Origin of the sequence: Arthrobacter sp. zg-Y750, assembly GCF_020907365.1 — a bacterium.
GTDB lineage: Bacteria > Actinomycetota > Actinomycetes > Actinomycetales > Micrococcaceae > Arthrobacter_B.
Genome location: NZ_JAJJOC010000013.1, coordinates 544,911 through 556,529, shown reverse-complemented (window position 1 = coordinate 556,529; position 11,619 = coordinate 544,911). Strand labels below are relative to the sequence as shown.

At 64.9% G+C, this 11,619-nt stretch carries 9 protein-coding genes; 3 read left to right on the top strand and 6 right to left on the bottom strand.

The genetic code is table 11. The features are described from left to right. Positions 1 to 154: 154 nt before the first annotated feature. The 3 genes from lspA to dnaE all read left to right on the top strand — a co-directional run bounded on the left by lspA (position 155) and on the right by dnaE (position 5,298). A complete protein-coding gene (gene lspA, locus LOC57_RS10465; protein ID WP_227910861.1) occupies positions 155 to 739 on the top strand; it encodes a signal peptidase II in 585 nt (194 codons plus the stop codon). Further along, positions 736 to 1,671, top strand: a complete 936-nt coding sequence (locus LOC57_RS10460) for an RluA family pseudouridine synthase (RefSeq protein ID WP_227910862.1) — start codon at positions 736 to 738, stop codon at positions 1,669 to 1,671. Before lspA ends, LOC57_RS10460 begins: the two co-directional genes overlap by 4 nt. A gap of 150 nt (positions 1,672 to 1,821) precedes the next feature. Beyond that, on the top strand, positions 1,822 to 5,298 hold the full coding sequence (gene dnaE, locus LOC57_RS10455) for a DNA polymerase III subunit alpha (protein WP_229959585.1): 3,477 nt from the start codon (positions 1,822 to 1,824) through the stop codon (positions 5,296 to 5,298). Positions 5,299 to 5,328: 30 nt separating this feature from the next. On the opposite strand, the gene LOC57_RS10450 is transcribed toward dnaE, so the two are convergent. From LOC57_RS10450 to LOC57_RS10425, 6 genes are all read right to left on the bottom strand, one after another. Continuing rightward, positions 5,329 to 7,032, bottom strand: a complete 1,704-nt coding sequence (locus LOC57_RS10450) for a copper homeostasis protein CutC (RefSeq protein ID WP_229959555.1) — start codon at positions 7,030 to 7,032, stop codon at positions 5,329 to 5,331. Positions 7,033 to 7,073: 41 nt separating this feature from the next. After that, positions 7,074 to 8,108 (bottom strand): asparaginase, encoded by a 1,035-nt coding sequence (locus LOC57_RS10445; RefSeq protein WP_227910865.1) that lies wholly within the window; start codon positions 8,106 to 8,108, stop codon positions 7,074 to 7,076. Between the two features lie 12 nt (positions 8,109 to 8,120). Further along, entirely contained in the window at positions 8,121 to 9,041 is a 921-nt protein-coding gene (locus LOC57_RS10440; RefSeq protein ID WP_229959553.1) for an amino acid ABC transporter permease, read from the bottom strand. Next, entirely contained in the window at positions 9,038 to 9,682 is a 645-nt protein-coding gene (locus LOC57_RS10435; RefSeq protein ID WP_227910867.1) for an amino acid ABC transporter permease, read from the bottom strand. Before LOC57_RS10435 ends, LOC57_RS10440 begins: the two co-directional genes overlap by 4 nt. A gap of 101 nt (positions 9,683 to 9,783) precedes the next feature. Continuing rightward, positions 9,784 to 10,734 carry a glutamate ABC transporter substrate-binding protein gene (locus LOC57_RS10430; RefSeq protein ID WP_227910868.1) on the bottom strand — a complete coding sequence of 317 codons (951 nt, stop codon included), beginning with the start codon at positions 10,732 to 10,734 and terminating at the stop codon, positions 9,784 to 9,786. Positions 10,735 to 10,782: 48 nt separating this feature from the next. Beyond that, positions 10,783 to 11,511: an amino acid ABC transporter ATP-binding protein gene (locus LOC57_RS10425; protein WP_229959583.1), complete on the bottom strand. Its 729-nt coding sequence runs from the start codon at positions 11,509 to 11,511 to the stop codon at positions 10,783 to 10,785. Between the last annotated feature and the right edge of the window lie 108 nt (positions 11,512 to 11,619).

Sequence of the window (11,619 nt, the reverse complement as noted above, 5' to 3'; positions counted from 1 at the left end):
CGGCGCGGGCGGGGGTTGTGTTTCTTTTAATCCTCCTGGGGGGGGGGGGGGGGGGGGGCCCCCCCCCCCCCCCCCCCCGCTGCATTTGTTTCCGGCGCCTGAGCGCGCCGCTCGTTTCCCGCCCCCAGCTCCGCCCAGCAGTACAGAAAGCACCATGACCAACTCTTCACCGGACACCCCGCAGGACACCGGAGCCAGGCGTCCTGCCAAGGCCAAAGCGGCCTTCGCCATGCTCGCCCTGGCGGCCGCCGCCCTCGTTGCGGACCAGCTCACCAAACTGTGGGTAGTGCGCACCATGACCGAGGGACAGGTCACCGATGTCCTGCCGCCGCTGCTGCGGTGGCATTTCATCCGCAATCCCGGAGCTGCGTTTTCGATCGGGACCGAGTTCACCTGGGTGTTCACCATCATCATGGTGCTGGTTTCAGGTTTCCTCGTGTACCTGATGATCCGGGTCCGTTCGCTTGCTTGGGCCACGGCCCTTGGCCTGGTGCTCGGCGGTGCCCTTGGCAACCTGACGGACCGGCTCTTCCGTGCGCCCTCCTTCGGGCAGGGCCACGTGGTGGACTTTATCGCCTTCCCCAATTTCGCCATCTTCAACATCGCCGATTCCTGCGTGGTGTGCGGCGTGATCCTGGTCTGCCTGCTGACCCTCCGCGGCATCAGCCTCGACGGGACACGCACGCTTCCCGCCGCCAAGGAACCCGCTGCGGCCAACGACGGCGAGGAGCAGCGATGAACGAGTTGCACGCCGTGTTCGCGGTCCCGCCCGAAGCTGACGGCAAACGCGCGGACGCCGTCCTGGCCGGCCTGCTGGATGTATCCCGCTCCACTGCCGCAACATGGTGCACCGACGGGTACTTCAGTTCCGCCGGCAAGGTGCTGGGCAAGTCAGACAAACTGCACGCCGGCCAGGAGATCACCGCCGACGTCCCCGAACAGCGGGACCCGCTGGCCGTCGTCGTCGAGCCGGTGGAGGACCTCAAGATCCTGGGCGATGACGAGCACTTCGTGGTCATCGACAAACCCGTGGGTGTGGCAGCGCATCCCTCTCCCGGCTGGGTCGGTCCCACCGTGGTGGGTGCCCTGGCCGCTGCCGGCTACCGGATCTCCACGTCCGGCGCTCCGGAACGGCAGGGCATTGTGCACCGGCTCGACGTCGGCACCTCCGGGGTGATGGTGGTGGCTAAAACGGAGCACGCCTACACGCTGCTGAAGCAGGCTTTTAAGGAACGGACCGTGGACAAGATGTACCACGCCGTCGTCCAGGGCCTGCCCGATCCGCTGAAGGGCACCATTGACGCCCCGATCGGGCGGCACCCGGGCTATGACTGGCGCTTCGCCGTGGTCGAGGGCGGCAGGCCGTCGGTGACGCATTATGAGGTGCTGGAGGCCTTCGGGAAGGCCTCCCTGGTGGAGGTGCACCTGGAAACCGGGCGCACGCACCAGATCCGCGTCCATTTTTCTGCCCTGCGCCATCCCTGCGCCGGTGACCTCACCTACGGCGCTGACGCCAAGCTTGCCGCCGAGCTGGGGCTTACGCGCCAGTGGCTGCATGCCCGACAGCTGGGCTTCACGCATCCCGGCACCGGTGAGCATGTGGAGTTCGTCAGCGAGTACCCGCAGGACCTTCAGTACGCCGTCGACGCCCTGCGCAGCGGCGAGGTCTAGGCACGCACCCCGGCCCGGCCCGGCAGTGACGCAGGCCCCGGCGCGGCGGCGGCAAAGCGCTCCCGCGCCGGGGCCTAGAATGTACAGGTGGCTTCAGTAACTAGTACGTCCAAATCGTTTGCCCATCTTCACAACCACACTGAATATTCCATGCTGGACGGCGCAGCACGGCTGACCGACCTGTTCAGCCACGCCGAGGAACTGGGCATGAATGCCCTGGCAACCACCGACCACGGCTTTGTGTTCGGCGCCTTCGACTTCTGGAACAAGGCCCGCAGCGCCGGCATCAAGCCGATCGTGGGCGTGGAAGCCTACCTGACACCGGGCACCGCGCGTGCGGACAAAACCCGTGTGAAGTGGGGCGACGGCGGACGCAACGACGTCTCCGGTGCCGGTGCCTACACCCACATGACCATGTGGGCCGAGAACACCGAGGGCATGCACAACCTCTTCCGCATGTCTTCGCTGGCTTCCCTCGAGGGTTACCTCTACAAGCCGCGCATGGACCGGGACCTGCTGCAGACCTACGGCAAGGGCCTGATTGCCACCACAGGCTGCCCCTCCGGTGAAGTACAGACCAAGCTGCGGCTGGGCCTCTACAAGGAAGCCGTGCAGGCGGCGTCGGATTTCCGCGACATCTTCGGCAAGGAGAACTTCTTCTGCGAGCTGATGGACCACGGGCTGGACATTGAGCGCAACGTCCAGGCGGACCTGGTCAAGCTGGCCCGCGAGCTGCAGCTGCCGCTGGTAGCCACTAATGACTTGCACTACACCCACGCCGAAGACGCGTCCGCGCACGCGGCCCTGCTGTGCGTGCAGTCGGGGTCCTCGCTGGCAGATCCCAAGCGGTTCAAGTTCGACGCCGACGAGTTCTACCTGAAGTCCCCGGAGGAAATGCGGGCCATTTTCCGCGACTACCCCGACGCGTGCGACAACACCCTGCTCATTGCCGAGCGGTGCGACGTCGAATTCAACACCAAAGCGTCCTACATGCCCCGCTTCCCCTGCCCGCCCGGGGAAAACGAGGAATCCTGGTTCATCAAGGAAGTGGAGACCGGCCTGCACTACCGGTTCCCGAAGGGCATTCCCGACGACGTCCGCAAGCAGGCCGAGTACGAGATCGGCATCATCACCCAGATGGGCTTCCCGGGCTACTTCCTGGTGGTGGCCGACTTCATCAACTGGGCCAAGAACAACGGCATCCGGGTGGGACCGGGCCGCGGTTCCGGTGCCGGATCCATGGTCGCCTACGCCATGCGCATCACCGACCTGAACCCGCTGAACCACGGGCTGATCTTCGAGCGCTTCCTGAACCCGGACCGTGTCTCCATGCCTGACTTCGACGTCGACTTCGATGATCGGCGCCGCTCCGAGGTGATCCACTATGTCACCGAGAAGTACGGCGCGGACCGCGTGTCCATGATCGTCACCTACGGAACCATCAAGGCCAAGCAGGCACTGAAGGACTCCTCCCGCGTGATGGGATATCCGTTCTCCGTGGGCGAGCGGCTCACCAAGGCCATGCCGCCGGACGTGATGGGCAAGGGCCTGTCCCTGCAGGACGTGCATAACAAAGACGCCAAGCGCTACGGCGAAGCCGACGAACTGCGTGAACTGCTCAAGTCCGATCCGGACTCGCAGCGCGTCTTCGACACCGCTTTGGGCCTCGAAGGGCTGAAGCGCCAGTGGGGCGTGCACGCCGCCGGCGTCATCATGTCCTCGGACCCGCTGATCGACATCATCCCGATCATGAAGCGCGAGCAGGACGGGCAGGTGATCACGCAGTTCGACTACCCGACCTGCGAAGGCCTGGGCCTGATCAAGATGGACTTCCTCGGCCTGCGGAACCTGACGATCATTTCCGACGCGATCGAGAACATCAAGAACAACCAGGGCGTGGACCTGGACCTGGAAAAGCTGGAGCTGGACGACAAGGGTTCCTACGACCTGCTGGCCAGCGGCGACACCCTGGGTGTGTTCCAGCTCGACGGCGGGCCCATGCGGTCCCTGCTCAAGCTGATGCGTCCGGATAACTTCGAAGACATTTCCGCCGTCATCGCCCTGTACCGTCCCGGTCCCATGGGCGCGAACTCGCACACCAACTACGCCTTGCGTAAAACCGGCGTGCAGGAAGTCACCCCCATCCACCCGGAGCTGGAAGAGCCGCTGCGGGAAATCCTGGATACCACCTACGGCCTGATCGTGTATCAGGAGCAGGTGATGTCCATTGCCCAGAAGGTGGCCGGCTTCTCGCTCGGCCAGGCAGATATTCTCCGCCGCGCCATGGGTAAGAAGAAGAAATCCGAGCTGGACAAGCAGTACGCCGGCTTCCACCAGGGCATGGTGGACCGGGGCTACTCGGAGGCAGCCATCAAGGCGCTATGGGACATCCTGCTCCCGTTCTCCGACTACGCCTTCAACAAAGCCCACTCGGCCGCCTACGGCTTGGTGTCCTACTGGACCGCGTACCTCAAGGCGCACTACCCGTCCGAATACATGGCCGCCCTGCTCACCTCCGTGGGAGATGACAAGGACAAGCTGGCCCTGTACCTGAACGAGTGCCGCAAGATGGGCATTACGGTGCTGCCGCCGGACGTGAACGAATCCTCGGTGAACTTCACCCCTGTGGGCACGGACATCCGCTTCGGCATGGGCGCCATCCGCAACGTCGGCGCTAACGTTGTCCAGGCCATGGTGGCCGCCCGCGAGGAAAAGGGCGCGTATACCAACTTCAAGGACTTCCTGATGAAGGTCCCCGCGGTGGTGTGCAACAAGCGAACCATCGAGTCCCTGATCAAGGCCGGCGCGTTCGACTCGATGGGCCATGCCCGGCGTCCGCTGGCCATGATCCACGAAGAGGCCATTGACTCTGTGGTGGTGCTCAAGCGCAACGAGGCCGTGGGCCAGTTCGACCTGTTCGCGGCCATTACGGACCAGGAACCGGAAGACTCGATCAGCATCGATATCCCGGACCTGCCGGAGTGGGAAAAGAAGGACAAGCTGTCCTTTGAACGCGACATGCTGGGGCTTTACGTCTCCGACCATCCGCTGCAGGGCCTGGAGGGCATCCTCAGCCAGCACGCCGACTCCTCAATCACGAACATCGTGGGGGAGGACGGGCCGCCCGACGGCGCCATTGTCACCATTGCGGGCATGATCACCTCGCTGCAGCGACGGATCGCCAAGAACAGCGGCAACGCCTATGCACGCTGTGAGATCGAGGACCTCGCCGGGTCCATGGAAGTGATGTTCTTCGGCCAGGTCTACGGTCCCATCGCGGCCGTGCTGGCCGAGGACCTGATTGTGGTGGTCCGGGGCCGGCTGCAGCGCCGCGACGACGGCGCGGTGACCCTGAACGCGCAGGAGCTCACCGTTCCCGACCTCAGCGAGGGCCACTCCGGGCCGGTGGTCATTTCGATGGCCACCTACAAGGCCACGGAAACGGTGGTCTCCCAGCTGGGTGACGTGCTGCGCACCCACCCGGGCACGTCCGAGGTGCAGATCCGGCTGAACGGCTCCCGCACCGTGGAAGTCATGAAGCTTGGCGTGGACATGCGGGTGAACCCCACGCCGTCGTTGTTCGGCGACCTGAAGGTGCTGCTGGGTCCGGCCTGCCTGGACGCCTAGGCGTTTAGGCAGGCCGGCCGGGCCGACGCCCTAGCTGGCGCTGGACACGGGCATCAGGACGTCCTCCGTGGTCCAGCGGGACACCACGTTATCCATTCCGGCGGCCCTGAACGCCAGGACTGCTGCTCCAATCCGGCTGCCGGAGGTCCCGAGCGTGGAGAGACGGAGATCGGGGGCATCCCGCCATGCGAGTGAGCCGGACAACTCCCGGAGCAGCGGGTCCAGTAAGGCTGACCCGGCGCGGGACACGCCGCCGGTCAGGACGATGACGGCAGGATCGGTCAGCAGGGTCAGCGTCTTGAGTCCCAGCGCAAGGGCCGTGATGCCCTCGCTCCACACGCGGTCGGCCAGCGGATCGATACCCAGCCGGGCAACAATGCCCGACACGTCCAACCCTGCCTCGCCCCCGGAGGCGGCGAAACGCCGGGCCACCCCTGCGCCGGAGAAGTAGGCCTCCAAGCAGCCGAACTGGCCGCAGGTACAGCGTTCCCCGTCCGGTATGACCGGGATATGGCCCAACTCACCGGCTGTGGCAGACGCGCCGGAAATACGATGGCCCCCGCTTTGGATTGACGCGGCAACACCTGTTCCCACGGCAACCAGCACGGAGTCGCCGGAACCGTGTGAAGCTCCGAAAAGGTCTTCGGCCAGGCCACTGGTTCGGACGTCATGGTCTATGTGGACGGGGACACCGAGCCTCTCCGTGAGGAGGCGCTTCAGCGGAACGTTGGACCAGCCGAGGGAAGAGGCATACCGGATGATTCCCTTTTGGGAGTCCACCATTCCCGGCGTGACGACGCCTGCCCCTGCGACAACGCAGCCGTCATCCTCCGCATAGTCGCGGAGGTCCTCCGCGAGGGCCAGTATCCGCTCGATGGATTCGTCGCCCGTAACACCTGCCGGGACGGTACGGGAGAGCAGGGTCCGGCCTGATGCCGCCACCAGCGCTCCCTTGATGTTGGTGCCGCCTACATCCACGGCGAGAACCACTGCGTCGTGACGGGGAGCAGAGGGTGGGTCGTCTGCTGCTGCGGACTCCAGTGCCGCGAAGAGGCTGCGGACCATGTCCGGGTCTGTCTGCAGCGTTCCGTCCATGCGCGGCGACGGAGTCTGGGCCCGCAGGTGGATTTCGCCTGCACCGGTCGCTGCGACAATTTCCCTCACGTTGGCAGGGCGGACCGATCCACCCACCAGGACCGACGGCGCGGACGGAGCGGCCTTGGAGAGGCGGACCAGCTCAGCCAGCATTCCGATGCCCTCGGCTGCCGGGTGCGGGCCGCCCGAGGTGAGGACACGCTGGACACCCAGCTGCGTGAGCTCCTGGTACGCCTTAAGTGGATCCCGTGCCAGATCGAAGGCTTTGTGGAAAGTCACGGGGAGGGTGCCTGCGGCCGCCATTAGCCGGCGCATTGCGGTTACATCCACCTCGCCGTCGCTGGTGAGCACGCCCGTCACGACTCCTACCGGGGTGCCGGCCCCGGACGCCGCGGCTTCGATTGCTTCCAGGTCCCGGCACATTGTCTCGAGTTCAGCGTCGCTGTAGACAAAATCGCCGCCGCGCGGCCGTACTATGACTTGGACGCCTACCCGGTTCACCGCCCGCAGCACGGCCAGAACCGCACCCATACTCGGCGTGGTGCCGCCTTCGCCCAGGTTTGCGCACAACTCGATCCGGTCCGCACCTGAACGGTCCGCCACCAGGGCCCCGTCGACGTCATCGACGCAGAGTTCCACGGCTATGCGCCGCACTGCAGGCGTACACCCGTTTGCTGACCTCACCACCGGGGCACCGGGTTTTCGGCCCAGGCAGCAACGTCCGAACCAATCGATATCCGGCCAACCCGTTCCGAGCCGCCGTTGATCGGCAGGTCCATCAGTGCTCCGGCACCGGAAGTGTCGACTCCGAGGGCCTCCAGGACCTTAAGGGCTATCAGCGTGGTTGCCCGCGGGTTGCCGTCGACAATCTTCATGGCTACTGCCTGGCCGGTCGACGCGGACATGCCGATAACCCCTTCCGCCCCGCCCTTGGCAAGGACGCCGGGTACAAGGGTCATGGCGCTGCTGTTTGCATGCCCTGTTCCGCCGACGTGGAAAGGGTTGGCACGCATGGCATCGGCTACCAGGCGCTCCGGAGTCCCGGGGGACGCGGTGACGAGGGTGCGGAACGCCTGCGCAAGCCCAAGGACCGTGGTGCTAAACAACGGCGCTCCGCATCCATCGACGGCCGCGTGCTCAACCGGAACGCCGGTAGCGCGTTCCACGGTGTCCCGGACCATGAGCTGCAAAGGATGGGCCGGGTCCAGGTAGCCCGCGGTGTCCCAGCCGTTTGCGGTGCAGGCCAGCAGCATGGCGGCGTGCTTACCCGAGCAGTTCATGTGGACCCGGGAGCGCGACTTGCCGGCTCTTATCAGGCGCTCACGGCTTGCTTCGTCCTCGGGCCAATCGGCCGGACAGGCAAGGGCGGAATCATCCAATCCCGCCCGCTCCAGGATGCTGCGCACCGCCTCTACGTGGGCGTCCTCCCCGGTATGGCTTCCGGCGGCGATCGCCAGTTCCGGGCCGGACAGGTCGGCGCCGGCGCGCAGGCAGGCAAGAGCCTGCAGCGGCTTGGTGGTCGAACGCGGCAGCACCTGCCCTGAGCCGGCACCGAGGCTGGCGGCGACGTTTCCATCTGCGTCAAGTGCCGCCAACCAGCCGAAATGGCGGCTTTCAGTGACACCGGACCTTATGACGACGGCGAGTTCCGCGAGCTGTTCGGCTGCGTTGGATATGCGGGCGCTGGCCGTGCCAGGCGCGGCGGGGGATACCACGGGGGTGCTCCTTTACTGGGGGCGGGGGAGGTCGGAAAAGGGTGCGCCGGCCACAGGTACCGGTCCTGCAGCGGCCCTGCGCGGGCTTCGTTTGGGAGAGCGTGTCCGCAGGCGGGCGGCGAGGGCGGAAAGGATGCCGTTGAAGACGAGATAAACGAGGGTCACCACGAGGAATGTCTGGATGAGCAGCCCGTTGAAGGCGGAGAGCACCTGACCGCGGTACAACAGCTCCGTGAAGGCGACTATGTATCCGAGCGAGGTGTCCTTGATGAGGCTTACCAACTGCGTCACGAGGGACGGCGTGGCAAAACGCAGTGCCTGCGGCAGGACAACAAGACGGCTTGCCTGCCCCTCCGACATGCCGAGGCTGAGTGCAGCCTCCCGCTGGCCGCGGGGGAGGCCGAGGATCCCGGCACGGATAATCTCCGCAAAGGCAGCCGAGTTGGCGACGGTGAGCGGGATGACCAGCTTCCAGATCAGGGGGAAGTTGAGGCCCAGCTGCGGAAGGCCGAACAGCATCAGGTAGATGAGCAACAGCACGGGTATTGTCCGGGCGGTTTCGATGTAGCCTGCGCAGATCCATCGCACGGGTGAGAAGCGGCTCAGGCGGCCGAGGGCAAGGAGGAGTCCCAGCGTCCCGCCCAGGACGGCAACGAGGGCTCCGGCCTGCAGAGTTCCCCACAGTCCAACGAACAGGTACTGCCAGATGGGCCAGGAGAGGAACGGCGTCCACTTGTCCGGGTGGAGCTGGCCTTTGGAACCGAACTGGATCAGCCCGCTGATAATCACGCCCAGAAGCGCGAAGATTGTGATCACGGACCATATACGTATGTTCCGCCTGGCCTTCGGGCCCGGCTCGTCATAGAGGGACAGGGTCGCCTGCGCCTGCACGCGGGTACGGGCAGCGGACTTGGCAGGTACGGCGGTAGTCATCGGAGAACAGCCACCTTTCGCTCGATACGGCCGGCGCTGAGTCCGATGCAGAGGGCAAGAAGCATGTAGGTCAACCCCGCGGCGGAAAAGATCAGGATGGGCTGTGCTTCAACTAGGTTCAGCTTGTTGGCTGCGGACGTCAGTTCCACCACACCTACGGCAGCGGCCAGCGCTGTGTTCATGGTCAAAGCGATCATCACGTTGCCGATGGGTTGCACGGCCGCCCGCAGTGCCTGCGGCAGGACGACGAGGCCAAGTGTTTGCCGGAGGGTGAAACCCAGGGCGCGGCTGGCCTCTATCTGTCCGTGGCCCACGGTGTTGACTCCGCTTCTGATGGCTTCGGAAACGTATGCAGCTTCATAGGCCGTGAGGACAAGGACGGCCGTTGGGGTGAGCGGCAGGATGAAACCGGCATCCGGCAGCGCGAAGACGGCAAGGATCAGGAGGGCAAGCAGGGGAACATTGACGAAGAACTGCACGTAGGCAAAGGCAGCAGCCCGCAGGGGCGGAATGGGGCTGATCCGGGCGGCGGCCACGAGTGTGCCGAGGATCAGTGCTCCCGCCCCGGCGATGATTGCCATAACAACCGTTGTTCCAAGGGCATGGAGGAAGGCGTCGGCACTGTCGGCAAAGATGTCCATCTATTTCCTTTGAGTATGCGGCGGGCGAATGCCCGGTACGGCGCCCGGCGGCGCTGCCGCGGCGCCCGGCGTGCAGTGACACCGGGCGCCGGGCAGGCGGACTAACTGCCGGGAACGGAACCGATTTCGGGGGCGCTGGGTGCCTCTGCCTCCACGGCTTCGCCGAGCGTGGCATCCCACACCTTGCCCCAGGTCCCGTCGGCCTGGATCTTCTGGAGCCATTCGTTGATGAATGCCTTGAATTCCTCATCGTCGTGCTTCAGGCCGATGCCGTAGGACTCCGTAGTGAAGGGCTGGCCCACCACCTTAATGGAGGTGTCATCTGCACTGTGTGAGGCCAGGAGCGTGAAGTCCTGCACATAGGCGTCCCCGCGGCCCTGCTTGAGTGCCTGCAGTGCCTGCGGATCGGTGCCGAAGGACACCAGGGTGGCCGTCGGCTGCTTTTCGGGTACGGCAGTCACTGCAGGTGTGTTTGCGCCGACAATAACGGTTTTTCCGCCGAGGTCATCGATGCCGTTGATGTCCTTGTTGTCGCCTTTCACGGCAACGGCCAACCCTGATTCCAGATACGGTCCTGCGAAGGAGATCTGCTCGGCACGCTCCTCGGTGATCGTGTAGGTATTGAACACTACGTCGACCGTTCCGTTTTGGAGCAGGGCTTCACGCGTCTCGGACGCCGGCGGGACGATCTTGATATTCGGTTCGCCCAGGATGTAGATAGCCAGCAGTTTCGCGAGATCGGCATCAAATCCTTCGATGCTTTCGGGGTTTGCGGGGTCCTGCTGAGACAGCAGCGGTGCGTCGAGCGCGGCCCCGACGATCAGCGTTCCGCGTTCCTTGATCCGGGCCATGGTGGACTCGGGCAGTATGGCTGCGGCGTCGGCCACGACCGCGTTTGCGTAAACCTCCTCAAGGTTGGAGGGCTGGGTCGAACTGCCGGCTTCGGCTCCGGGGACGGCGGTATCGCCGCCGCCGCAAGCCGAAACGCTCAGCAGTGCAGTCAGTGCAAGTACGGCAGGTAGGAGCCGCCGGAAGGGGGATGTGCTGCGCAAGGTGTGGCCTTTCTTCTGATGTGGACGGCAGGCGCCGCTGATAGTTGGTCAGTGAGTAAGGATTCTGGAGAGGAATGCCCGGGCCCGTTCAGAATCCGGACGGGCGAAAAACCGTTCCGGTGAGCCGTGCTCGACGATGCGGCCCTCGTCCATAAAAACAACACGGTCGGCGGCCCGCCGGGCGAAACCCATTTCGTGGGTGACTACCACCATGGTCATTCCTTCTTGGGCGAGGGAGACCATAACGTCCAGCACCTCAGTCACCATTTCGGGGTCCAGGGCCGAGGTTGGTTCGTCGAAAAGCAGAACCTTGGGGCGCATTGCCAGCGCGCGGGCAATAGCTGCGCGCTGTTGCTGTCCGCCCGAAAGCAGGGCCGGATAACTGTCGGCCTTGTCGGCGATGCCAACACGTTCAAGCAGTTCCATTCCGTCTGCCCGGGCCGTCTTCTGGGCAACGCGCCGCACTTTGACAGGTGCGAGCGTGACGTTCTCGAGGATGGTGCGGTGCGCGAACAGATTGAAGGACTGGAAAACCATGCCAACGTCACAGCGGAGCGTCGCAAGCGCCCTGCCCTCTGCCGGCAGGTCCCTGCCGTCCACGAGGATCTGCCCGCTGGTTACCGTCTCCAGCCGGTTGATGCACCGGCAGAGGGTGGACTTGCCGGATCCTGACGGGCCAACCACCACTACCACCTCACCGGTGGCCACGCTCAGGTTTATGTCCTTCAAGACGTGGTGCTCACCGAAGTGTTTCTGCACATCCCTCAGTACCACCATGGCACCCGGCTTATCCGGAGCAACGGGTCCGGGGAGGCCGGAGGAATCATTAACCAGTGCCATCGAGCTGCCTTTTCCTGAACCCGGGCCTGCAGCTTTAGCCGGCCG

Excerpts from the sequence above, each read along its gene's own strand:
- LOC57_RS10460 (WP_227910862.1), top strand. The coding sequence starts at position 736 with ATGAACGAGTTGCACGCCGTGTTCGCGGTCCCGCCCGAAGCTGACGGC.
- dnaE (WP_229959585.1), top strand. The coding sequence starts at position 1,822 with ATGCTGGACGGCGCAGCACGGCTGACCGACCTGTTCAGCCACGCCGAG.
- LOC57_RS10435 (WP_227910867.1), bottom strand. The coding sequence starts at position 9,682 with ATGGACATCTTTGCCGACAGTGCCGACGCCTTCCTCCATGCCCTTGGA.
- LOC57_RS10425 (WP_229959583.1), bottom strand. The coding sequence starts at position 11,511 with ATGGTGGTACTGAGGGATGTGCAGAAACACTTCGGTGAGCACCACGTC.
- lspA (WP_227910861.1), top strand. The coding sequence starts at position 155 with ATGACCAACTCTTCACCGGACACCCCGCAGGACACCGGAGCCAGGCGT.
- LOC57_RS10440 (WP_229959553.1), bottom strand. The coding sequence starts at position 9,041 with ATGACTACCGCCGTACCTGCCAAGTCCGCTGCCCGTACCCGCGTGCAG.